General features: G+C 65.0%; 17 protein-coding genes, 1 tRNA gene and 3 pseudogenes. 10 read left to right on the plus strand and 11 right to left on the minus strand.

The genetic code is table 11. From position 1 onward, the window contains the following. Positions 1 to 319: 319 nt before the first annotated feature. From M3461_00950 to M3461_00970, 5 genes are all read right to left on the minus strand, one after another. Positions 320 to 1,267 (minus strand): ribose-phosphate diphosphokinase, encoded by a 948-nt coding sequence (locus tag M3461_00950; protein ID MDQ3773046.1) that lies wholly within the window; start codon positions 1,265 to 1,267, stop codon positions 320 to 322. A 31-nt stretch (positions 1,268 to 1,298) separates the two neighbouring features. Next, positions 1,299 to 1,373 (minus strand) — tRNA-Gln (locus M3461_00955). Positions 1,374 to 1,431: 58 nt separating this feature from the next. Next, positions 1,432 to 2,277 carry a 4-(cytidine 5'-diphospho)-2-C-methyl-D-erythritol kinase gene (gene ispE, locus M3461_00960; GenBank protein ID MDQ3773047.1) on the minus strand — a complete coding sequence of 282 codons (846 nt, stop codon included), beginning with the start codon at positions 2,275 to 2,277 and terminating at the stop codon, positions 1,432 to 1,434. Beyond that, positions 2,277 to 2,882 (minus strand): lipoprotein insertase outer membrane protein LolB, encoded by a 606-nt coding sequence (gene lolB / locus M3461_00965; protein ID MDQ3773048.1) that lies wholly within the window; start codon positions 2,880 to 2,882, stop codon positions 2,277 to 2,279. The genes ispE and lolB overlap by 1 nt, the downstream gene beginning before the upstream one ends. Next, positions 2,882 to 4,639: a tetratricopeptide repeat protein gene (locus M3461_00970; GenBank protein MDQ3773049.1), complete on the minus strand. Its 1,758-nt coding sequence runs from the start codon at positions 4,637 to 4,639 to the stop codon at positions 2,882 to 2,884. The genes lolB and M3461_00970 overlap by 1 nt, the downstream gene beginning before the upstream one ends. Before the next feature lie 352 nt (positions 4,640 to 4,991). On the opposite strand from M3461_00970, the gene hemA reads away from it, so the two are divergent. The 8 genes and pseudogenes from hemA (at position 4,992) to M3461_01010 (ending at position 14,207) form a co-directional block, all read left to right on the plus strand. Next, complete coding sequence (gene hemA, locus M3461_00975) at positions 4,992 to 6,242, plus strand: glutamyl-tRNA reductase (protein ID MDQ3773050.1); 1,251 nt, start codon at positions 4,992 to 4,994, stop codon at positions 6,240 to 6,242. Between the two features lie 54 nt (positions 6,243 to 6,296). Next, positions 6,297 to 7,226, plus strand: a pseudogene (locus M3461_00980) (glycosyltransferase). 231 nt (positions 7,227 to 7,457) lie between these two features. Continuing rightward, positions 7,458 to 8,063, plus strand: a complete 606-nt coding sequence (locus tag M3461_00985) for a sugar transferase (protein ID MDQ3773051.1) — start codon at positions 7,458 to 7,460, stop codon at positions 8,061 to 8,063. Positions 8,064 to 8,087: 24 nt separating this feature from the next. Then, on the plus strand, positions 8,088 to 8,735 hold the full coding sequence (locus M3461_00990; GenBank protein MDQ3773052.1) for a NeuD/PglB/VioB family sugar acetyltransferase: 648 nt from the start codon (positions 8,088 to 8,090) through the stop codon (positions 8,733 to 8,735). Between the two features lie 277 nt (positions 8,736 to 9,012). Further along, positions 9,013 to 10,803: an NERD domain-containing protein gene (locus M3461_00995; protein MDQ3773053.1), complete on the plus strand. Its 1,791-nt coding sequence runs from the start codon at positions 9,013 to 9,015 to the stop codon at positions 10,801 to 10,803. Next, positions 10,790 to 11,284: a hypothetical protein gene (locus M3461_01000; protein MDQ3773054.1), complete on the plus strand. Its 495-nt coding sequence runs from the start codon at positions 10,790 to 10,792 to the stop codon at positions 11,282 to 11,284. Before M3461_00995 ends, M3461_01000 begins: the two co-directional genes overlap by 14 nt. Before the next feature lie 159 nt (positions 11,285 to 11,443). Then, positions 11,444 to 11,713 carry a hypothetical protein gene (locus M3461_01005; GenBank protein MDQ3773055.1) on the plus strand — a complete coding sequence of 90 codons (270 nt, stop codon included), beginning with the start codon at positions 11,444 to 11,446 and terminating at the stop codon, positions 11,711 to 11,713. A 772-nt stretch (positions 11,714 to 12,485) separates the two neighbouring features. Then, the gene (locus tag M3461_01010; protein MDQ3773056.1) at positions 12,486 to 14,207 is read left to right on the plus strand and encodes a long-chain fatty acid--CoA ligase; all 1,722 of its coding nucleotides are present in this window, start codon (positions 12,486 to 12,488) and stop codon (positions 14,205 to 14,207) included. Between the two features lie 625 nt (positions 14,208 to 14,832). Here the strand turns inward: M3461_01010 and M3461_01015 are convergent. The 6 genes and pseudogenes from M3461_01015 to M3461_01040 all read right to left on the minus strand — a co-directional run bounded on the left by M3461_01015 (position 14,833) and on the right by M3461_01040 (position 19,256). Continuing rightward, positions 14,833 to 16,206: an ATP-binding protein gene (locus M3461_01015; GenBank protein MDQ3773057.1), complete on the minus strand. Its 1,374-nt coding sequence runs from the start codon at positions 16,204 to 16,206 to the stop codon at positions 14,833 to 14,835. Then, positions 16,203 to 16,895, minus strand: coding sequence for a response regulator transcription factor (locus tag M3461_01020; GenBank protein ID MDQ3773058.1), 693 nt, complete (start codon positions 16,893 to 16,895; stop codon positions 16,203 to 16,205). Before M3461_01020 ends, M3461_01015 begins: the two co-directional genes overlap by 4 nt. 21 nt (positions 16,896 to 16,916) lie before the next feature. Then, the gene (locus M3461_01025) at positions 16,917 to 17,327 is read right to left on the minus strand and encodes a hypothetical protein (GenBank protein ID MDQ3773059.1); all 411 of its coding nucleotides are present in this window, start codon (positions 17,325 to 17,327) and stop codon (positions 16,917 to 16,919) included. A gap of 6 nt (positions 17,328 to 17,333) precedes the next feature. Continuing rightward, positions 17,334 to 18,170, minus strand: coding sequence for a carbon-nitrogen hydrolase family protein (locus M3461_01030; GenBank protein ID MDQ3773060.1), 837 nt, complete (start codon positions 18,168 to 18,170; stop codon positions 17,334 to 17,336). Positions 18,171 to 18,253: 83 nt separating this feature from the next. Further along, positions 18,254 to 18,717 (minus strand): annotated as a pseudogene (gene rraA / locus M3461_01035) (ribonuclease E activity regulator RraA). Between the two features lie 383 nt (positions 18,718 to 19,100). Further along, positions 19,101 to 19,256 (minus strand): annotated as a pseudogene (locus tag M3461_01040) (sterol desaturase family protein). A 483-nt stretch (positions 19,257 to 19,739) separates the two neighbouring features. Between M3461_01040 and M3461_01045 the strand changes: the two are divergent. Together M3461_01045 and gdhA are read left to right on the plus strand one after the other, a co-directional pair. Beyond that, positions 19,740 to 21,986 carry a S8 family peptidase gene (locus M3461_01045; protein MDQ3773061.1) on the plus strand — a complete coding sequence of 749 codons (2,247 nt, stop codon included), beginning with the start codon at positions 19,740 to 19,742 and terminating at the stop codon, positions 21,984 to 21,986. Positions 21,987 to 22,316: 330 nt separating this feature from the next. Beyond that, positions 22,317 to 23,449: NADP-specific glutamate dehydrogenase (gdhA, locus tag M3461_01050; GenBank protein MDQ3773062.1), on the plus strand; the 1,133-nt coding region annotated here is incomplete at its 3' end.

Below are 23,449 nucleotides of genomic sequence, written 5' to 3' on the forward strand. Positions count from 1 at the left end.
CCAAGGCCTCACCAACAGGCCGGATATATGGGAGCAACTGCGCTACCGACCTCTGCCGTCAACGAGCGAGATGCTTGCAAATCGGAGGAGTCCATATATGGGGGTAAAAGGCGCCGCGGCCGGGACAAGGCTTGGTCAGCCAGCCGAAGGCTGACCCCCACCCCCGCCCTCCCCCGTCCGCAAGCGGACAGGGGAGGGAGTGTCCCGGTGCCCTCCCGGAACGAGAGGGAGAACATAGGGTGGCCCTTCCGGAGGGAGCGCGAGCTCGTCGAGGGGCGCGTAATTTCAAATACGTTTGGCTAGATTCTTTCACAAACTCTCAGTCCATGAACATGGAGCTCAGCGACTCCCCAGAGCAGATCCGGCGTATGCTCTCCGCGAGCAGGGCGGCGACGCTGAGCTGTCGGATGCGAGGACAGGCGCGGGCCTCGGGGAGCAAGGGGACGGTATCGGTGACCACCAGCTCGTCCAGATCGGACTCGATGATGCGCGATACCGCATTCCCGGACAACACTGGATGGGTGCAATACGCGAGCACGCTGGCGGCGCCGTGTTCTTTGAGGGCGCGGGCGGCCTCACACAGGGTACCCGCGGTATCGACCAGGTCATCCACGATGATACAGGTCTGGTCCCGGACGTCGCCGATGATGTTCATGACGCGGGCCTCGTTGGGGTTCGGCCGGCGTTTGTCGATGATGGCGAGATCGGCGTCGTCCAGGCGCTTGGCGACCGCGCGGGCGCGCACCACGCCGCCGACGTCGGGCGAGACCACCATGACGTTGGGATGCTCGTGCTTCCAGATATCGCCCAAGAGCACCGGCGAGGCATAGACATTGTCGAGAGGGATATCGAAAAAACCCTGGATCTGCTCGGAATGCAGATCGATGGTCAGCACCCGGTCGGCCCCGACCCCGGCAATCATATTGGCCACCAGCTTGGCGGTGATGGGTACCCGCACCGAGCGTGGCCGGCGGTCCTGGCGTGCATAGCCCATGTAGGGGATGACGGCCGTGATCCGATAGGCCGAGGCGCGTCGGAGCGCGTCCACCATCACCAGGAGCTCCATCAGGTTTTCATTGGTGGGGGCAGAGGTCGGCTGGACCACGAACACGTCCCGGCCGCGCACGTTCTCACCGATCTCAACCATCACCTCGCCATCGCTGAAGCGATCCACGGTGGCCTTGCCGAGCGGGATTTGGAGATGGTTGGCGACCGCCTCCGCCAGCGGAGGGTTGGCGTTGCCCGTGAAAAGCATCAGATCGTCTATTGACACGGCTCCCCCGGGTGCCTGCCTCATCTGGCTGGGGTGCCAGGATTCGAACCTGGGAATGCGGGGATCAAAACCCCGTGCCTTACCGCTTGGCTACACCCCAATCGTCAACCTCTCGGGTGCGAGGTGTTCGAGCCGCGAGTCGATCGAGCCGGCGGGTTTTATAAAACCGCAAGCCGATCCAACAAGGGAGATCGATTGCGCCCCTCTGCCACGAAGCCGCCCCAGCGCCGCGGTAGCTCGGTGAGGACGGCCCGCGCCTCGGCCTCGCTCGGGAAGGCCCCGAACACGCAGCTCCCGGTGCCGGTCAGCCGGGCGTGCGCCCGTTCACCGAGCCAGTCCAGGGCGGCCCCGATCTCCGGGTAGCGTGCTCGCACCACCGGCTCGCAGTCGTTGCGTCCCTCGCCGGCTAGAAAGCGGGCGATTGTGATGGGAGACGTATTGCGTGTCAAATCCGGGTCGTTGAACACCGCGGCGGTCGAAACCTCGAGATCCGGGCGGATGAGAAGGTACCAGGGCTCATCCAGGGAGATGGGGGTGAAGCGCTCGCCGATCCCTTCCGCCCAGGTCGCCTGCCCGTGGAGGAAGATTGGGACATCGGCTCCCAGCCGGCGGCCGATCGACTGGAGCTCCGGGGAAGACAGGCCGGCACCCCACAGGTGGTCGAGGGCCATGAGGGTGGTCGCGGCATCGGAGCTGCTGCCGCCCAGTCCGGCCCCGGTCGGGATGCGCTTGGTGACGCCGATATCGGCCCCGATTCGGGTCCCGGTTTGCGACTGGAGCAGGCGGGCGGCCCGCACGACCAGATCGGCCTCGGGGGCGACGCCGGGCAGGTCCGTCGTGCGCCGCACCTCACCGTCCTTCCGGAGCTCGAAAAACAAGGTGTCGCAGAGCCCCGCGAACTGGAACACGGTCTGCAGCTCATGGTAGCCGTCGGGGCGGCGGCCGAGGATGTGGAGGAAGAGATTGACCTTGGCGGGCGCCGGCCAGCCGGGCGACGATGCCACTAGCCGGATGCCCAGCGCCGCACGACGATGCGGACCCGGAAGCGATCGGTGCGCAGGAAGAGCTTGGAGGGCAGATCGAGGCCATCGCGGGCCTCGTAGCCGAGCACGCTGATCCGCCAGCCGGATTGCTCGAGCTCGGTCATTCGGCCTCGATCATCGACCGTCATGGCGGCGACCGGCGCGCGCGGCTCGGGGATCCCCCGCACCCAGTAACGCAGCCCGAACACCGGCAGGGTCCAGCCGAGCTGGGCAAGGATGAGACGCTCGGGGTCCTCGGCGCTCACGGTACGCCGGTCCGGGGTACGCATCACGACCTGGTTCGGGCCGCCGTCGAGCCCGTAGCTCCCCTGACCGAGCGGCGCGACGACACGCAGCGAATAGCGCTCCTCGTTCTGGGTCCAGAAAAGCGCGGCGTTCCAGCCCTCCTCGGGTGTCGCCAGCGCCACCCGCCCGGCGAGGTACCAGTCTTGGACCCTCGCCACGCGCTCGCGGTGCAGGGTCCAAAGCGCATCGCGATCCGCGCCCGTCAAGGGCTCGCCGGGCGGTGGTGTGAAGGGGGCGCAGCCGGCCGCCAGGAGGGCGAGCCCGAGCGCCGATAAGCGCATCACGGGGACAGGCGTTGCATGGCGTCCAGGACCTTGCGGTCCCCGGGTGCCAACTGCAGGGCATCCTCCCAGACCATGCGGGCCCCCTTCCGATCGCCCCGGAGCCAGAGGACCTCGCCCAAGTGCGCCGCGACCTCGGGGTCGTTGCGGAGCTTGAGCGCACGCCGCAGATATCCCTCGGCCTCGTCCAGCCGACCCATCCGATAGAGTACCCAGCCCAGGCTGTCGAGGACGTAGTAATCGTTCGGGCTCAACTCGTAGGCGCGCTTGATGAGGGCGTAGGCCTCCGGATAACGGGTCGTTTGATCGGCCAGGGAGTACCCCAGCGCGTTCAGTGCCTGGGAATTATCGGGTTCGCGCTCCAGGATGTGCTTGAGATCGCGCTCCAGGAGGTCCAGTCTCCCCATCTTCTCGGCCAGCATGGCGCGGCTGTACAAGAGGTCGCTGTTGAAACCCCCTTCGAGCGCGCGGTCATAGACGTCCATGGCCTCCCGGTACTTGCCTTCCTGGCTCAGGAGCTCGCCTTCGACCCGCGTGAGCCGGGTTTTCTGATCGGGGGTGGCCGGTGCGATGCCGTGGAGCTGTTCCCGTGCCGCGGGGAACCTCTTCTGCTTCATCATGGTGAGCGCCATGCTGAGCTGGGCATCGAAGTGGTTGTCGCCTTGCCCGACCGACGAGTACCACTTGATCGCCTGGTCGTAGTCCTTGCGGGTCTCCGCGAGCTGGCCGAGGTAATAGCTCGCCTCGTCGGCATACTCCTCGCCGTTCACGAGACGCCGGAAATGCGTCTCGGCGCCCTCCAGCGATTGGGTCTGAAGGTGCAGGATCCCGAGGGCGAAGCGCACCTCGGCATTGTCCGGCTGCATCTTCGCGAGGCCCTCGAACTGTTCCTTGGCGTCATCGAAACGCCGCTGATCGGCCAAGAGCCGCGCGTAGGCCATGCGCAGATCGAAGTCCTGCGGGTTCTTTTCGATCTGCCCTTCGAGCCACGCCAGGGCGCCCTCGGTGTCGCCCTGCTTTTGGCGGATCCCGACATAGGCCATGGCAATCGGGGTGGTCGGGGCGCCGCGCGCGAGGATCTGCTCCATGGCCTGGCGGGCGGCCGGGAGCTGATCGGTCTTGATCGCAAGCAAGGCATAGGCGAACAGGGCATCGGGGTCGTCCTGATGGGCGGCGACTAGGCGCCGCATGACCTCCAGGGCCGCCCGCTTGTCGCCTTCGTTGCCGAGGAAGCTCGCGATCATCTTGAGACCCTGTCCAGCGCCCTCCTTGGATGCGCTCATCACGAGCTCGAGGTGATGCAGGGCCTCGTCGACCTCGTCGTTGCGGATCAGGAGTGCCGCGAGTACCTGGCGGGCCTCGAGATCGGTGGGGGCGCGCTGCACCCAGAGCCCCGCAGCTTCGCGTGCCTCGGCATTGCGCTTCGCGAACACGGCGATGCCGGTGGCGCGCTCGGCGATGCGGGCGTCCGGGACGTGGCGCGCCAGATCGAGGTAGGAATCGAGGGCCAGCTCGACCTGGCCGCGCTGGCCGGCGAACTCGGCTACCAGGAGCTTGTAGAGGATGTCTTCGGTCAGTTCGACCCGCGGTGGCTGTTCGGCCTGCGCTGGCTGTTCGACCTGCGGTGCTGGGGCCGCGGGGGCCGGCGATGCTCGATCCGCCTGGGCGGGCGGCGCGGCATCGAGCGTGCTCCGGGTGCCGGCACAGCCCCCGAGGACCAGCGTGGCCAAGAGCACCCAGGCGGGGAACACGGACATTGTCATTGCGAGTCTGTTATCAACCTCTGGAATATCGATCTCTGGCACATCGACCCCGCCCGGGGGTGACGGCGACATCGCTCGGCGGGTTGAACTGGAAGGATTATGGAAGCGCACGGAACAGGCTGTCGGAACCCAGGCGGGACCTATTATTATACGCCAGTTCACCGGCTGCTTCGACCCCCTTATTTTATCTCTGGCTGGGGGCGAATGGCCGACCGCCAAATGTTCGGAAGCCCAATGGTCGAACACACCTGCACCGGTGCTTGTATTCAGGGGGGGCATCCCGCAAAATTCCTTGTGCCGGCCGGGGGTTCTGACCCCATCCGGCGGCCCGAGAGTCCCACCTCCCATGTCGTTACTCGTCGTCGGCGTCAATCACCGGACCGCGCCGGTATCCCTGCGCGAGAAGGTCTTCTTTGATGCGGACCGGCTCCCGGACGCCTTGCGTGATCTACGCGGCACGGACGGGGTCCATGAGGCCGTCATCGTCTCAACCTGTAATCGCACCGAGATCTATTGCAGTCAATTCGATTCGGATCTCGATCGGCCGGTGCGCTGGCTGGCCCGGCAACAGGGCCTGTGCGAGACCGATCTGACCCCCTACCTGTTCGGTCTCATGGAAGGGGAGGGCGTGCGGCACCTCTTGAGGGTGGCCTGCGGGCTCGACTCCATGGTCCTCGGTGAACCGCAGATCCTCGGTCAGATCAAGGACGCCTACCGCGCCGCCGTGGCGCACCGCACCCTCGGCAGGCTGCTCAACCGGCTGTTCCAGCATGCCTTCCACGTGGCCAAGCAGGTACGGACCGACACCGCCATCGGCACCAGCCCGGTATCGGTGGCGTTCGCGGCCGTGCGCCTCGCCGAGCAGATCTTCGGTGATCTCGGGCGTCACACGGCGCTTTGCATCGGCGCCGGCGACACCATCGCCCTGGTCGCCCGGCACCTCCACGAGCGCGGCACGCAGCGCATCATCGTCGCCAACCGCACCCTGGAGCGGGCGCAGTGTCTCGCGGTCCCGCTCGGTGGCTACGCGATCCCGCTCTCGCAGGTCGGAAACCATTTGAAAGAGGCGGACATCGTGGTCACGGCCACCTCGAGCACCGTCCCGGTCCTGGACCGGGCCGTGGTCGAGCGGGCCTTGCGGGCGCGCAAGCACCGCCCGATGTTCCTGGTCGATATCGCCGTCCCGCGCGATATCGATCCGGCCGTGGGAGGTATCTCCGATGTGTATCTCTACACCGTCGATGACCTCGAATCGGTGATCCAGGACAACCTGCACTCCCGACAGATCGCCGCGCGGCAGGCCGACGAGATCATCACGTCCGAGGTCCATTGCTACATGGACTGGGTGGGATCGCTGGACGCGGTAGCGGTGATCCGGGCCATCCGCGCGCGGGCGGATGCGCGGCGTGAGCGTGTGCTCGCGGCGGCGCGGCGGCGCCTGGCGCTCGGAGACGATCCCAAAGATGTTCTCGAGCAACTGGCCCGCCGCCTGACCAACACCCTGATCCACCCGCCGAGCGCCAAACTCCGGGCGCCCGACAACATCGATCGGGAAGCGCTCATCAAGGCCGCGCGCGATCTGTTCGGCGTGGACTAGCGGGCGATGTCGGGGATGAAGGTCACGATCGCGTCCTGCACCGGGGGAGGGCCCATGGAGCGGCTCGCCCGTGCGCTCACGGCCTTGGGTGCCGAGGCGCAGGTCCTCGAGGAGTTCAGCGATCGGCGTTGGCGCGAGCTGATGGCGTCAGGGGGCATCGGCCGCGCCCGCGCGCGCATCGGGTCCATGCTGGTCTTTCCGTTTCGTGCCATCGCCCATGGGTTCTTTCGCCGTCCCAGCGTGTTGGTGGCGACGACCAATCCCTTCCATCTGCCGCTCGTCTTGATCGCCACGCGGCCCCTGCACCGGGTGCCCATGGTGGCGCTGGTCTACGATGTCTACCCCGATGCGCTGGAGGCTTCCGGCGTGGTGGCTCCTGCCGGCCTCCTCGCGCGGATCGCGACGGGCGCGAATCGCTTCTGGCTTTCGCGCGCCGAGGCGGTGGTTTTCATCGGCCCGGAGATGGCGGCGCACGTTCGCGGGCGTTACGGCAGCCCGGCCTACTCGGAGGTGATCGAGACCGGAGCCAGCGTCTCGGAGTTCGACACGGTGCGCGCCCATGCCGCCGATGCCGAGAGCGAGCTAGAGCGTTGGTGCCGGGGCAAGGTCGTGGTGAGCTACGTCGGCAACCTGGGGCAGATGCATGACTGGGAGACGGTGTGCCGGGCCGTGCCCCGGGTGCTCGCGGATCCCACCCTCGCGCGCCTCTGCTTCGTCGTGGCGGCGTCCGGCGCGGGGCCAGAAACCCTGGCCAGGCGGTGGTCCGATCTCCCCCCGGATCGGGTCCGCTTCGAGCCTCCGCTGCCCGATCCGGCGTGGGCGCGATTGCTGTCGTCCTCCAGCATCGCGCTGGTCACCTTGAAGGAAGCGGCAAGCAAGACCTCGATTCCGTCCAAGACCTTCAGCGCCATGGCGGCCGGCAACGCCGTGGTCGCGGTGGCGCCTGCGGGGTCGGACCTCGCCGCCGTGGTCGCGAGGGAGCGCTGCGGCGCGGTGGTGTCTCCGGGGGATGTGGATGGCCTGGTGCACGCACTCCGGGGTCTTTGCCTGAATCCGGAGGCGCTGCGCTTGGCGCGGGATAGAGGTCGGCGCGCCGTCGCGGCGCGTTATGACGCCGCTGTCCTCGCCGGCCGATGGCTCGCGGTCCTCACGGCGGCAGCGGTAAAGCCGAGAGGTCGCCGTCTCCCCTTTTTTTTATGTATAAATTTCTCGGCGATCGTCAAGCGTGCACTGGATGTGGGTGTCGCTCTGGCGGGGCTTTGCGTCTCGGCGCCGCTCCTCGGGGTGGTGGCGGTGGCCATCCGGGTGACGATGGGCTCGCCGGTATACTTCCGGCAGGAACGGCCGGGCCGCGGCGGCAGGCCCTTCCGGATCGTGAAGTTCCGTACGATGCGGGACACAGAGCCGGGTGAGGATCCGTTGACGAGCGATGCGATGCGTCTGACCGCCCTCGGGGGCTGGCTGCGCAGGACCAGCCTCGACGAGTTGCCCACGCTCTGGAACGTCCTCTCTGGCGAGATGAGCCTGGTCGGGCCGCGGCCGTTGCTGACGCGGTACCTCTGCCGCTACTCCGCCGAGCAGGCCCGGCGCCACGAGGTCAAGCCCGGCATGACGGGATGGGCTCAGGTGAACGGTCGAAACGCGATCTCGTGGGAGGAGAAGTTCCAGTACGACGTCTGGTACGTGGACCACCAGAGCCTGTCGCTGGACCTGCGGATCCTGGCGCGGACGGTGGCCAAGGTCTTGAAGGGGGAAGGGATCAACGCGGAGGACCATGCGACGATGCCGGAGTTCATGGGCGCCGAGGCGAAGACCCCATGAGGGACACCCCATGAGGGACACCCCATGAGAGATTTGTATGTCTACGGGGCCGGAGGGCACGGAAAGGTGGTCGCGGACCTCTTGCTCGCGGCCGGCCGGGAGCGACTTTCCGGCTTCATCGACGACGGCGTACCGCCCGGGAGCCTGGTCCTCGGCCATCCGGTCTACGGGCCGTGGGCCTGGCTTGCGAGCCGAGCGGCCCACGGCGCGGTGGGGATCGTCCTCGGCATCGGCGACAACGAAGTGCGGGCACGGGTCGCCAAGGCCGTGGCAGGGATCGAGGTCGAAGTGCTCACGGTCATCCATCCGCGGGCGACCGTGGCGCCGTCGGCGGCTCTGGGATGGGGCACTGTCATCATGGCCGGCGCGGTGGTCAACCCCGATGCCCGGATAGGCGAGGGCGTGATCGTCAACACCGGGGCCGTGGTCGAGCATGACGTCGTCGTCGGAACCTACGCCCACGTCTCGTCGGGCGCCGCGCTCGGTGGCGGTTCCGAGCTCGGCGCCTACGCCCACCTCGGCCTCGGCGGCGTGCTCCTGCCCGGGGTCCGGGTGGGCGCATCGGCGATCATCGGCGCCGGGGCCGTCGTGACCCGGGACATCTCCGATCACGTCATCGCGGTGGGCGTGCCCGCACGGGTCCTCCGCTCGGTTCGAGATCGGAGTTTGTGAAACGATCTGCTGCTCTCGCGGGCTCGCGTGGGATCCCCGGCGCGCCCAACAGGGCCACGCTCTGGCATGGCGCCGGCCCGCGGGCGATGACGTGGACCACGGCGGCCTAGACAAACTGCGTGGCACGCACCCCGGCTGGCGCTACGATTACTGGATACTTACCATCTGTCCTTGTCCCTACCACCTTCCCAGGGGCAAGCTGGCCGGGTAGGTTGGTATTTCTGGTGAGCGTGGCCAATATCGTTCAGAAGTTCGTTCGCACCGCGTGAGTATACCCATGGCGCAACTGTTTCCCGCGCTCGAGCAGGTCCGGCAGTTCAAGGTTCGCCCCGAAGAAGGAGAACTGCACCTGTTGGACTTTCTCGATCAGACACTCGGCAACGATTACGAAGTCTACTTCCAACCGTTTCTGAACGGCGACCGGCCGGATATCGTCGTCATGCGCAGGGGTTCGGGAGTTCTGCTCATTGAGGTCAAGGACTGGGACCTGAGCCGCTACTCCGTAGACAGCAACGGGAACTGGTACTTTCACGCGGAAGGACGTCATCCGAAGAAATCACCCTTCGAACAGGTGTGGACCTACCGGGACAACTTGTTGGATCTGCACATCGAGCACCTGCTTGAGCGGCAGCTAGAGAATAGCAAGCTACTCGCGACTGTCGCGTGCGCGGTATACTTCCACCGCGCCGATCAATCGCGGCTCGACGAACTCTGCGGTCAGGTGAAGTACGTGGAGCTTCTTACTCCCGATTCGCTCACAGAGGAGAACTTCGAGCGGATCTTGCGCCGAACTTGGCTCAGCAGAACATCTGCCTACTTCGACGAGGACTTGTACAACCGCTTCCAACGTTACTTGCGGCCCCCGCGGCACACACGGGATCAGGGCAAGGAGCCGAACTATACGCCCAAGCAGAAAGCTCTGTCGGAAAGCCGCCCGGTTCAGCAGAAAATCCGGGGTGTCGCCGGATCGGGGAAAACCAGAGTGCTCGCCCGCAGGGCGGTGAATGCACACCTTCGTACAGGCGACCGAGTCCTACTACTTACGTTCAACATAACACCGCGGAACTACATTCACGACGCGATCAGCGAGATTCGGGAAGACTTTGGCTGGAGTAACTTTTACATCATCAACTACCACCAGTTCTTCAACACCGAAGCGAACAATCACAGCCTGCCGATCCAGAGCCTGGCCGATTACCAGAACGAACGCTTTTTCGAGCCGGTGAAGGCTCAGATCACCAAGTTCGGCGCTGTCTTGATTGACAAGATCCAGGACTACAAAAGCGAATGGATCCGCATCGTCAAGAACTACTTTCTACGTGAAGGGAGCGAGTTCGTTGTGTTCGGTGACGAAAAGCAGAACGTCTATCAACGAGCCCTCGGCGAAGACAAGCGTCCCAACACCACGATCCCTGGAGCGTGGAATGAACTGAACGATTCGTTCAGGTCCGCCAGTCCGGTGATCCATCTTGCCTTCGAGTACCAAGACCGCTTCTTTCAGAACCGGTATAGTCTCGACGAAATCGAAATCCCAGAACAGGAAGGGTTGTTCGCCGAAGAGCAACGCCTACGGTACTTGTCGCTTGCACCTGATGCTCCCATCGACGAGGTATTTATCCGCGTCCGTGAGGTACTCGAAGAGTGGCATGTACACCCGAACGACGTAGGCGCACTCTCATCGAGAATCGAGCCGCTCCGGGATCTGGATCACCTGTTCCGAACTGTGTCTCACGAACGGACCAGTACCACATTCGAGAGCAGGGAGCAATGGGACGACTTGCAGAATCGGGAGGATTTCGAGCGAGTTCGCGACAAGCTGCGCAACAACAAGAAGCTGCATTTCTGGATGAACCCAGGGACGGTGAAGCTATCGACGATCTACAGCTTCAAGGGTTGGGAAATCGACTCTTTGATTTTGCTCATCGAAGAGGGCACCGACTCCGAGAACCCGTCGGACGACGAATTGGTTTACACAGCCATCACCAGATGCCGGAACAACCTGCTAGTCCTAAACATGGGGAATCCAAGGTACCACGACTTTTTCGAGCGGCACATTGGAACTCGCTGACGAATGCACGAACTGTGTTCCACTCGGCGTAGTCTCGCCGCCCAACAAACGCATGCAGCGGAGGCCGCGAAGCGAATTTCTCATCGTAGAGCCAGTACCGTTCGCCGCCCCGCTGATGCGAGACGTTCGGTGGAAAGAGGACATAATGGCGGAATACGGTGAATGGAATCGAAAGGGGGCGACGCTGAGCGATGTAACGGCCAAGGCTGAATACGGCGTGAGTCAGGACTTCATTGTCAAAGGCATACAGACCGGCAAACTTGAGTACCGCCAAGGTTCGGTATGGGGAAATCCGTATCTGAGGGTTTTGAGAAGTCAGCTTGAGAAATACATAGCTGAGGAATTTGGAGAGGACTACTTGCTCAGGGTAAAGAACCAAACAGAGTTACGCAGGGTCAAGAAGGAGATATCCGATCTCAAGAAGAGACTCGAGGGGCTTCAAGAGCGAAAGAATGAGCTTGAGGCATTATTGGGCAAATGACAAATCACCGAACAAGGCGCTGCAGCCGACACCCGGGGATCGCCGCGGCCCTAGCTAGCGAAGCGCGGGGGCGGGCGCGGGGTCGTTGGGCGGCTAGGCCATCCTGTCGCGAGGAACTAACCGCTGAACTCACTGGATGCTTTCTGTGGGAACGACGTTATGGACACCGACCTTGACCAGATGACACGTGAAGAACTTATTACCGAAGTAAAGAAGCTGCGGCAAGGCATCCGTAAGCACCGCGACAGCAGCTGCCATGAACTCTGTTGGCACCATCCTTCACTTTGGGGTCTTCTGCCAGAAAGGACAGATCCGTTGCCTGTCGTGCCTGAATGGCCAGAGTTCATACGAGGCTGCGTGAAGTATCGGCAGTCGCTCGATGAGCAAGCGCCCAACGCTCCGCGGACCAACGAGCCGTATGAGAAGTGACTGTGGCGCCCAGTCATTTGGCTCATCGTGTGACGCGCGTAGAGCCGCCCAACCACGCGATGCAGCGGACGCTTCACAGCGGGCTTGCGCCTGCTGTTTAGCGGCCGCTGATCTGGGCGTTATTGTGCCAAGCGAAGCTTGGCGTATCTTGCGGGGTGCAAGTCCCCGTCGGGTAAGGGCCAACCACCCACCCGTATCGAGTGTTGCGCCTGCGGCGGAGCGCCCGAATGGTAAGGAGACTGTGAGGAGCGTGAACAAGCAGGTGAAGCGTACACAGAGGAGCCTGTAGGCCATAGGGTAGGCCGTACTCCCTGAAGTGCTGGTCAGCCCTTAAAACGAGATTGTTGCAGCCGACGAGTGTGTTAACGAGCACGAAGTCCATGGGAAGCGACCGATCTGGTGAGGTCGTGGAAGACTGCCGGGGCCTCAGGTCGTGGCATGCAGGTACAGATGCGTCAGGAACTTGGGAGGTCCCAGGGGCTCCTGGCAGTGGAAAGGCCCGGTGGCAAAGGCATGCGGCTATTGAGGCACGCAAGCGAGAGCGGACACGGAACTAACTGCCGCTGGAAGAGGAGCGGATCGGATTCCGACGAGCAGGACGCTTGGAACGCGCGGTAGCCCTTCTCTGCTGCGCGGCAACACGCGCCGCGCCGGTGTACAAACGGCACGTCACTCGGTTATCGTTTACCAGAATGACGGCTGTCAAGCGCTTGAGCGCCGGCGGCCGGCCGTCGATAAACGCGACATCGCCAATACCAGTCAACCCCATCCCATGTTGACCCATCATTACGCCCACTGGCCGCCGGCCCGGCCAAGGTCGCTGTCGTTGCCGAGGACGAGCGTCTACGCCAACCTCGAGGACTCGGCCCGGCGCGATCCCGGGCATTGCGCGCTCGACTACTACGGCAGCCGTATCGCCTACGCCGAGTTGCGGGGCCAGGTGGATGCCCTGGCCGGGTTCCTCCAGGGGCGCCTGGGTATCGAGCGCGGCGATCGCGTCCTGCTCTACACGCAAAACAGTCCTCAATACGTGATTGGCTATTACGCCATCCTGCGCGCCGATGCCGTGGTCGTGCCGGTCAATCCCATGAACCGCACCGAGGAGATCCGCCATTACCTGGAGGATGCCGGGGCGCGGGTCATGATCGCGACCCAAGAGCTTTGGGGAGAGATGGCGCCGCTTCTGGGAACGAGTGGGCTTGCGCACGTCGTCCTGGGGGCGTATTCGGATTATCTCTCGGCGGATCACCTTGCGGCGGACCATGGCTCGGCGGACCGTGGCCCGGGCCCGAGCGGGTTGCCGGTGCCGGAATTCGTGCGGGCACCCCGGCAAGCGATCTCCGCACCGGGGGTGATCGCGTTTGCGGAGGCGGTCGCCGCCGGGCTCGTGCCGCGGAAGCACCTCGCCCGAGACCACGACCTCGCCGTCATGCCCTATACCTCCGGCACCACCGGCAAGGCCAAGGGCTGCATGCACACCCACCTGTCCGTGCAGGCCACGGCGAGCGCGATCGGAGCGTGGCGCGGGGATGCGCGCCAAAGCGTCATGCTCGCCGTCTTGCCCCTGTTCCACGTAACCGGCATGCAGTCGGGCATGAACACCCCCTTGCAACTCGGCAGCACCATCGTGCTCATGACGCGCTGGGACCGCGATTGCGCCGCGCGCCAGGTCGAGTGCACGCGCGTCACGACGCTCACCGCGATCACGACCATGATGGTGGATTTCCTCGCCAACCCCGCCCTCGACCGTTACGACCTCTCCTCACTCTCGTGGGTGGGCGGCGGCGGCGCGGCCATGCCCGAGGCGGTGGCGCGTCTACTGGAGGCCAGGATCGGTCTGCCCTATATCGAAGGCTATGGGCTCTCGGAGACCATGGCGCCCACCCATTTCAACCCGACCCAAAGGCCCAAGAGACAGTGCGCCGGGATCCCGATGTTCGATGTCGATGCGCGCGTCCTGGACCCCGAGACCTTCGGCGAGCGCGGCCCGATGGAGATCGGCGAGATCGTGCTCCACGGCCCGCAGCTCTTCCAGGGTTACTGGAAGAACCCCGCCGCCACGGAAGAGGCCTTCCTCCAACATGACGGCAAGCGCTTCTTCCGCACCGGCGATCTCGGCTATTACGATGAGGACGGGTATTTTTTCATCACCGATCGCTTGAAGCGCATGATCAACGCCGCGGGTTTCAAGGTCTGGCCCGCGGAGGTCGAGGCACTGCTGTACGCGCATCCCGATATCCAGGAGGCGTGCGTGATCGCCTCACGCGACCCGTATCGCGGCGAGACGGTCAAGGCCGTGATCGTCCCGAAGCCCGAGGCGTCCGGGCATCTGCGAGGCGAGGACATCACCACCTGGGCGCGCGGGCGCATGGCGGTCTACAAGGTGCCGCGGATCGTCGAGTTCGTAGCGGAGCTACCGAAGACCGCGAGCGGCAAGATCCTGTGGCGCCAGCTCCAGGAAGACGAGAACCGCCGCACCGCGATAATTGATTGAAATTGGCGCTTGAAACTTGAAATTGAAATTGGGGCCTGCCCGTGAGGGCACCGACGGACCGATCTCCTACCCGCGCCGCCCTCCGCATAGCCTCGTCATCGCCATCAACCGCGACATGGCCTTGCGAAACCGGATTGACTCCAATATCCCTTAATTACAGAACGCGCGAGAGCGGCAGGGAAGTCATGCCCATAATTAGGACATGAAAACGTCACGTGTGGTGCCAGTGGTGCGGAAAGCGCCCCTCAAGCGAGGACAGTCGGATTTGGCATACTGGCAAACCCAGTCCTACGAGGACCGGTTAGCCGCGCTGGAAGAGATCCGTCGCGAGTATCATCGGTGGAAGTACGGTGCTGAGCCAAGATTTCAAAGAGTTTATAGGATCGTTAAACTGAAGAGGAACAAGAAAGCGGCAGGGCGGTAAGACCTGGCTGATCTGGAAAACCTGACGAACTGACGGAGCCGGCCTTCCATGACCATCGCCATCGTGGACCTTGCAACGATTGAACAAGGTCAGATGAAGAGACGGGCTGATCCCCCTGTGGAGGCGCCCACAAGGGGCGCCCCTACCCCACGACGAATCTATTAATTAAGAACGAAGACGGGCCGATCCGGGCCCCACCCTTCACAACCACACCCGCACGAGCGCGCCACCCAGCGCCCCGCGCCCGATATCCAGCCGGCCTCCGTAGACCCCCTCGACGATCTCGCGCACCACGGCCAGCCCGATGCCGTGCCCGCCGATCTTCGGATCGGCACGCACCCCACGCCTGCCGATCGCCGGCTTTACATCCTCCGGGACCCCGGGACCGTCGTCCTCGACCTCGATTACCAAGCCCGTGCCGGCGCCCTCCGGCCGGGTGCGCAGCACCACCTCCCGCCGCGCCCACTTGCAGGCGTTGTCGAGCAGGTTGCCCAGGACCTCGACGAGGTCCCCCTCGTCGCCGTGAAACCGAAGCCCTTGTGTCACTTGCAGATCGAACTGCACGCCTTTGTCCGCGTGGACCTTGGCCAGCGTTCTCTCGAGCTTACGCACCGCCGGTTCGACCTCGATGGGTCGAGCGAGCACCGTGCGGCCCGAGGCCGCGGCGCGCTGCAGTTGGTATTCGACGGTTCTGTTCAGGCCCTCCACCTGTTCACGCAACAGCGCTTGCAGCGGCGCGGGCGTGGCCGTATCGTCGATGGCGCTGCGGATCACCGCAAGCGGCGTCTTGAAGCTGTGGGCGAGGTCCGCCAGGGCGTGACGATATCGTTCGAGGTGGGCGCCGCGATTGCGCAACAGCGCGTTGAGGCGCTCGGTCAGGAGGCAGAGCTCACTCGGGTAGCTGGAGCGCAACTCGGACTGCCGGCCGGCCTCGATCGCCGCCACCTCGAGGGCAACCCGCCGCAAGGGTGCGAGCCCCCAGCGCCAGATCAGCCCCTGCACGGCCAAGAGCACGACCGCGGCCCCGACAAGCCATCCCCACAGGCCTTGTCTGAACCCGCGCACCAGGGCGTCGAAGGCGTCGCTCTGCTCCGCCACATAGAAGGTGTAGCCGTAGCTCTTCTTCGGACTCGCTTCCCACTCGACGGCCAGCCCCAGGGCAAAGTAGCGCGCGCCGCCTGGGCCCGTGAGGTCCTGGAACGCCGCGACCCCGGTGCGGTAGACGGGGTCGAAGGTCAGACCGAGGCCCAGCATCGACGGCGAGCGCCACACCAGCGCGCCGCTCGCGGCGTTGATCTGGGCATAGAGGCCCGAGCCCGGTGTCCCGAAACGGGCCTCGGGGAGTCGCTTCGGGACCACGAGGCGCTCGGCCGGATCGAGATCGGCCGCGGCGAGCAGGGCGTAGACCTGGACCTGGAGCGCCGCGCGTACCTGGGCCAGGGCGCTGTCGCGGAAGGCGCGGTCCAAGGTCAGTCCGGTGAGCCCGAGAAAAGCGGTGAGCACCACGCTCGCGGCGATCAGGAGCCGCGCGTTGAGCGATAGCCCCGCGCGAACCGTCAAACCGATGGGCGTCAAACCGATGGGCCGGACGACTTGAGGAGGCGGAACCGGTAGCCGCGGCCCCGCAGGGTCTCGATGGGGTTGAGCACGCGCTCGGGATCGAGCTTGCGCCTGAGGCGCGCCAGCATGACCTCCAGCACGTTGCTGTCGTGGTCTTGGTCCTCGTGGTAGAGGTGTTCGGCGAGCTCGGACTTTGAGATGACCTCACCCGCGTGCAACATCAGATATTCGAGGATCCGGTATTCGAAGGCCGTCAGCTCGACCGCGGCACCCTCCACGCGGACGCACTCGGCCCGGGTGTCGAGGGCGAGCGATCCGAAGGTGAGCACCGGGTTCGCGAATCCCGCCGCGCGCCGCACGAGCGCCCTGAGGCGCGCCAGCAATTCCTCTATCTCGAAGGGCTTGACGAGATAATCATCCGCGCCCGCGCCGAGACCCTCGACCTTGTCCTGCCAGCGCCCGCGCGCGGTCAGGATCAAGACGGGGAAGCTCAGCCCGGCTGCCCGCCACCGCCGGATCACCTCGATTCCCGGCAGCTTGGGCAGGCCCAGGTCCACGATGGCCAGATCCACGGGGTAATCGCGGCCGATGAACGCCCCTTCCTCCCCGTCCGCCGCGAGGTCCACCACATAGCCTTCGACGCGCAAGCGCTCCGCGAGCTGCTCGCGCAACGGCGCCTCGTCCTCTACGACCAGGGCGCGCATGCTGCCCGCGTGGCACGCCCCTCAGGGCCGGACCGCGCCGGTGCGCGGGTCCACCTCCAAGACGCGGACGCGCCCGTCGCGGGAGAGGATCTTGACGCGCTGGGAACCGCTCTTGGGTTTCACCCCGAGCACCCGGCCCCCCGTGGCCCGGCGCGCGATGGATGCGGCCCGGTCGCGGTCGGAGGGCGCTCCCTGTATGCCGCCCGGCGGATCGTTCTGGCGGCGGCCCTGGGGCTGGGCGCACAACGGCACGACCAGGAGGCAGGTCAGTGTCAGGCGGGCAAGAAATTGGATCAGACGCAGGTTCACCGCCCTTCTTGGGACCGCGATCGCGCTCGGTTTATCCCAGCGCTCACGAACCGCCACCGCTCTCAGCGTTGGTGAACACATCATCGCGAGCGAAGGGATCCGGAGCGCAGTCGGTTTTTTCACAAACTCTCAGGCTTGGGGCTCGGGTCCGGTGAACACGCGGTCGTGCTGCAGCGCCGGGATCATGCGCCGCACCTCATCGACCTTCCCGGGATCGACGTCGGCAACGATGAAGCCAGGCGCGTCTCCGCCGTCGGCCAGGATCCGTCCCCAGGGGTCCACGATCAAGGAATGGCCATAGGTGGCCCGCCCGCTCCTGCGCACGCCGCACTGGCCGGGTGCGAACACATAGCTGCCGTTCTCGACGGCGCGGGCGCGCACCAGGAGGTGCCAGTGCGCCGGGCCGGTGGTGCGCGTGAAGGCCGCGGGGATTGCCAGATAGCGCGCGCCGGCCTGCGCCAAGGCCCGGTAGAGATACGGGAAGCGCAGGTCATAGCAGACCGAGAGCCCGAGCATGCCCCACGGCGTCCTTGCGGTGACCGCCCTGTCGCCGGCCTCCACGGTGGCCGTCTCATGGTAGCTCTCACCGGCCTTGAGGTTGACATCGAAGAGGTGGATCTTGTCGTACACGGCCGTGATGTGCCCGTCGGAATCGATCAGGTAAGAACGGTTGTTGAGCTTGCCGCTCTCGACCTTGATGGACAGCGATCCGAGAAGGATCCAGGCGCGCAGCTCGCGCGCGAGGGTGCGAAATCGAGGGATCGCCGGGTGGGTCTCCTCGGGCCGGGCGTCCGCGAGGAGCATGGCGTCGTTGACCTGAATGAGGGAAAAGTTCTCCGGCAGGCAGATGAGCTCGGCCCCGGTGGCGCGCGCGGCGCGGACCAAGGCTTCGGTATCGGCGAGGTTGTGTGTCAGATCGTCGTCCGCGCAGTTCTGGATGCAGGCGACTTTGAATGCGGGGCTCATGGAAGGCGGTTCTCGATCGGGGCGTGTGCCCGCGGCAGCATGCACAACCCGCCCAGGCGCTCCCGGGCTTCAGAGCAGGCGCTCGCTACCACGATACCGTCCCGATCGGCATAGAGGTGATCCACGGCCGTAAAGGTGACGCCGGAGAAGGTCACCGGGATGTCGCGGTCGCCAGTCCCCTTCTTGACGCTCTTGCGGGGATGGGTGCCCAAGGCCTTGACCCCGATGGCGACACAAGCGATCGCCTCGGAGTCACGGATACAGCCATACACGAGGAGCCCGGCCCAGCCCTTCCGGTGTGCACCAGGCCGGCCAGGACATCCCCTACCAGCGCACAGCAGAGCGATCCGCCGCCATCGACGACCAGGACCCGCCCCCCGCCGGGTTTCTCGAGGGCCACCCGCACCTGGCTGTTGTCCTCGTGTACCTTGACGGTGGCGATCGGTCCCGAAAAGCATGGGAGCCCGCCATAATCGCGGAACCCGGGTGCGACGACCCGGACCCCGGCGTCGTGGCGGTCGCAGAGATCGGCCGTGGTGAAGCTCACACACCGCCCTCCGGCAACGTCCATGGATTTGGATCTCCGGCCCAGCCGTCACGATGCGGACGAGATCGGCTGGCCGCGGGTCCCGGTATCAAATCGGTGGGCCTTGGGGATCGCCCGGCGCGGAGCGGCGCGGTCGCGCGGTGGTGGGGGTGCGTTGCTCATGGCGTGATTCGTCCCGCTCGGATTGTCCCGTTCGGACCATCCCGTTCGGACCCAGGAGGGTTGCGGTGGTGCCGAAGTATGGTCGAGGGACGCGAAGGGGTCAATGCAGGGCGGGCGCGGTTTGCGTCCGCCGGAACCGCATGGAAGCCAAGCGGTGCGGAACCCGTCGCAAGAGGCGTGCGCCTCACACATCCCGCGACGATTGATCACGTAATCGCTCCTCCCATGGAGAGCCGGATCTCCAAGGGATGGAAGCGTCCTCGTGGTCACGTCGAAGCCGAGATCGGCATGATGGACGCGGTGCAGCCGCCACAGGAGCGGCACGGCGTGAAACATCGTAAATAGATGGCCAGATCGAGCGCCGACACGGACAGCAGGAACGCGAGCGGCTCGGCGCACTCGAAATAGCGTAATTGACCCCAGCCCCCGCACAGCGTTCATTATCCCATGGGGGTCGGGATCTGGCGAGAGTATCGGCTCCGCACATCAGCGCGGATCGCCAATCTTTGCGTCTATTGTGGAACTGACGGCAAGGAGCTGGGGAAACCACTACCGATGGTATACACTTCTCCCAAAGGGCCTCCAATACCCGATGGTACGAGCACTACGGAACGCCCCCTTTCTGCCCAGCTATCTTTCCCAACCGACAATCTCCACCGCACGCGACCGAGAGGTAAGCGATGGCCCGCAAGCGCACCACACCCAAGCGCACCACACCAAAGTCAAGCAAGACACAGCAACGCCCCGCCGATTCCAGCATCTATCGCCCCGGCGGTCCCCTGCTCACTCGGGCCGTCAGTGGCCCGATCGCGACGTGGGCCGTGGGTGGCCCTATCACTTCGCGAGCGGGGGGCGGGCCCGTGAAGCCGAGGGCCGCGGCGGAGGCCCTCACGATCGTCTACGTGCACGGCATCGGCAACAAGCCGGCGCCCGCGATTCTCAAGCGCCAGTGCGACCAGGCGCTGTTCGGCATCGACATGGGTGACCGGACGCGCGTTGCCTACTGGGCTGACATCCGCTACCCGCAGCCCCTCGCCAGCGGCGAATCAGAGGGGCCATCGACCAGGGTTTTCGAGACGCGCGAGCTGAGCGCGACGTTGGACGAGCGTGTCGCTTCAGGGCTGCCCTACGGCGAGGTGGGCGCGCGCTATGCCGTCGGGGTGGCGCGCAAGCTCCTGGGGCCCGCAGGCGGGAATGGCCCGCGGGCGCGAGGCGTTCAGGCGCGCAACGTTCAGGCGAAGATCCTGCCGGACCTCATCCGCCGACCAGTGACCGAATGGCTCACGAAGACCTTCATCGAGGACACGGCGGCGTACTTCTTCGATCGCGAGCAGCGCGCAGAAATGCAACAGCGCTTGAGCCAGATCCTGCTCGCGGGGACCGGGTCCTACATCGTGGTGGCGCACAGCCAGGGGTCGATTATCGCCTACGATGTGCTCCGCAACCTTGAGAAAAAGGCGGCCTTTGTCGTGCCGTTGCTCGTCACCATCGGCTCCCCGCTCGGTCTGGAGGAGGTCCAGGACCACGCCGCAAAGCCGCTGTCAGTGCCCGGGATGGTCGAGGCGTGGTGGAACTTCGCAGACCGGATCGATCCGGTCGCCCTAGACAAGGACCTCGCTGACGAGTTCACTCCGAAAGGCACCATCCAGGATCGGAAGGTGGTCAACGAGGACACCCTCCGCCTGGTCCGCTTCAACCCCCACTCGGGCACCGGTTACCTGTCGACGGACGAGGTCCGGGAGAAAGTCAAGGAGCACCTTCCTCCCACCTACGTCTCACCCCTCGCCCCCTTCGTCATCGCCAGGGATTTGGCCGCCGAGATGGCCGACCCCACAGTGCGGCTCCCGGTCCTGATCGAGCTTCGGGGTGACGACACCACGGCGACGATGGAAGGCGTGGGCGACCGGCTCGAGCGGGAGCTGCGAGAGATAGAACGAACCTTCAAGGCGCAGCTGCCCGAGAGCGAGCGCTCCCACGACTACTTCCAGATCGACCGGCTCCGCCGGTACGTCGCGGCGACCCTGGCTGCGGAAGAGGTCGACTACTTGGCGGCCCGCCACCAGAACCTCGAGATCCGTTCGCTGTGGAAGAACTCTGCGAAGCGGGCCCTGCTCGACCGCTCGATCGACACCGTACAGGTTCGGACCGCCCAGCTCGGCTACGGGGCCCTGGGACAGGGCATCGCCTGGGCGATCCTCGACACCGGCATCGCGGCCGACCATCCCCACTTCAAAGCTCACCAGAACGTCGCCGCGCGGTGGGACTGCACCCGGCCGGGCAAGCCCGTGCCCCACACGGGCCCGGACAACAAGGACGGGCATGGCACCCATGTAGCCGGCATCATCGCGGGGGAGCAGGAGGACGACAAGGCACCGCAGTACAGCGGCATGGCGCCGCGGGCGAAGCTTCACATCTACCGGGTGCTCGACGACGACGGAGCGGGTCGGGACTCCTGGATCATCAAGGCCATCGACCACATCGCCTCGGTCAACGAGGCGGCCTCAGACCTCGTGATCCATGGCGTCAACCTGAGCCTCGGGGGACCCTTCGACGAAGCGGTCTTCGCGTGCGGCTTCTCGCCGATCTGTCGCGAGCTACGGCGTCTATGGCGTCAGGGTGTAGCGGTCTGCATCGCGGCGGGTAACGAGGGGCGGCTGATCATCGACACCGCCGAGGGCGAACAGAAGCTCAACCTCGATCTGTCTATCGGCGATCCCGCCAACCTCGAGGAGGCAATCGCGGTCGGCTCCGTTCATCGGGACTCACCGCACATGTACGGGATCTCGTTCTTCTCCTCGCGCGGACCGACGGCCGACGGCCGCCCCAAGCCCGACGTGGTCGCCCCCGGGGAGAAGATCGTCTCCTGCCGCGCCCAGGCCGCCCTCGGCGACTCGACCACCCACTACATCGCCATGAGCGGCACCAGCATGGCCTGCCCACACGTCTCCGGGATCATCGCCGCCTTCCTCTCCGTGCGGCGGGAATTTATAGGGCACCCCGATCGCGTGAAGGAAATCCTCATGCGAAACACCACCGATCTCGGCCGCGACCGCTACCATCAGGGAGCCGGCATGCCGAACCTGGTCAAGATGCTCGTGGCCACCTGAGGGTCACGGGCGAGCCTTCGATTCCTCGTCTGGCGGTGGGCTGTACCGCCCATCAGCGCAAGAGACTCGAAAGCCAAGCACAGGGATTGGCCCTGCTGGCGCGCCGAGGACATCGCACCTATGCCGCCACATCACCCGCCCCGCCATTACCAACGAGCGCTTTGCGATCGACTCCAAATAGCCTGATCCGAATCCGATATCCCGGCCGTCCGGTTCATGTCCCTGAGCCGACCATCTCGCATTTGACAGCTCACGAGCCCAGCCGTACTATGCCTCTTGATGAAAAAGGGCGGTCGCCTGGTTACTGTCTGATACGCAGGGGGTGTAGCAATGGCCGTTACCGATCATGTCGATCTGCCGACGTTCATCGAGGGGGTGAAGAAACGCAATCCGGGACAAGCTGAATTTGTTCAGGCGGTACAGGAAGTCGCCGAGGATATTTTCGACTTCATCGCCGACAAGGAACCATATCACCATTACCAGATCCTTCGGCGCATCGCCGAGCCGGACCGGGTGATCTCCTTCCGCGTCTGCTGGGAGGACGATAGCAGCAATATCCGTGTCCAGCGCGGATGGCGCGTTCAGAACAACAATGCGATCGGGCCCTATAAGGGCGGCATCCGTTTCCATCCTTCGGTGACGGAGAGCGTTCTCAAGTTCCTCGCCTTCGAGCAGACCTTCAAGAATGCTTTGACCGGCCTGCCAATGGGGGGCGGCAAGGGCGGGGCGAATTTCAATCCCAAGGGCAAGAGCGACCATGAAGTGATGCGCTTCTGCCAAAGCTTCATGACCGAGCTCTATCGCCATGTCGGCGCGGACGTCGACGTGCCGGCGGGCGATATCGGCGTCGGCGCGCGCGAGATCGGCTATATGTTCGGCCAGTACAAGCGGATCACCAACCAGTTCACCGGCGTGCTCACCGGCAAGGGCATCGAATATGGCGGCTCTCTGATCCGGCCCGAGGCGACCGGCTATGGTGCGGTCTATTTCCTCCACAATATGCTCAAGACCAAGGGCCAGGACCTGACCGGCAAGAACGCCGTCATCTCCGGCTCGGGCAATGTCGCGACGCACGCGGCGGAGAAGGTAAACCAGCTTGGCGGCAAGGTGCTGACCCTGTCAGACAGCGCCGGCTTCATCCACGACCCCGATGGGATTGATCAGCATCGAATCAACTGGGTGAAGGAACACAAGACCAGGCGTCGCGGCCGCATTTCGGACTATGCCAAGGAGTTCAAGAGCGCGACCTTCCATGAGGGGAAGACACCCTGGGGTGTGCCCTGCGACGTGGCGTTGCCTTGCGCGACCCAGAACGAACTGCTCGGCGAGGATGCGCGCACGCTGGTCAAGAATGGCTGCATCGCGGTCTCGGAAGGGGCGAACATGCCGACCGATCTGGAAGGCGTGCACGTCTTCAAAGACGCGAAAATCCTCTACGCGTCCGGCAAGGCTGCCAACGCCGG

This window comes from Pseudomonadota bacterium, from assembly GCA_030860485.1.
In the GTDB taxonomy this organism is placed as follows: Bacteria; Pseudomonadota; Gammaproteobacteria; order JACCXJ01; family JACCXJ01; genus JACCXJ01.

Bases quoted from the DNA above. Each gene is read 5' to 3' on its own strand.
- M3461_01005 (MDQ3773055.1), top strand. From the start codon at position 11,444: ATGGACACCGACCTTGACCAGATGACACGTGAAGAACTTATTACCGAA.
- lolB (MDQ3773048.1), bottom strand. From the start codon at position 2,882: ATGCGCTTATCGGCGCTCGGGCTCGCCCTCCTGGCGGCCGGCTGCGCC.
- M3461_00995 (MDQ3773053.1), top strand. From the start codon at position 9,013: ATGGCGCAACTGTTTCCCGCGCTCGAGCAGGTCCGGCAGTTCAAGGTT.
- hemA (MDQ3773050.1), top strand. From the start codon at position 4,992: ATGTCGTTACTCGTCGTCGGCGTCAATCACCGGACCGCGCCGGTATCC.
- M3461_00990 (MDQ3773052.1), top strand. From the start codon at position 8,088: ATGAGAGATTTGTATGTCTACGGGGCCGGAGGGCACGGAAAGGTGGTC.
- M3461_01020 (MDQ3773058.1), bottom strand. From the start codon at position 16,895: ATGCGCGCCCTGGTCGTAGAGGACGAGGCGCCGTTGCGCGAGCAGCTC.
- M3461_01030 (MDQ3773060.1), bottom strand. From the start codon at position 18,170: ATGAGCCCCGCATTCAAAGTCGCCTGCATCCAGAACTGCGCGGACGAC.
- M3461_01010 (MDQ3773056.1), top strand. From the start codon at position 12,486: ATGTTGACCCATCATTACGCCCACTGGCCGCCGGCCCGGCCAAGGTCG.
- M3461_00970 (MDQ3773049.1), bottom strand. From the start codon at position 4,639: ATGTCCGTGTTCCCCGCCTGGGTGCTCTTGGCCACGCTGGTCCTCGGG.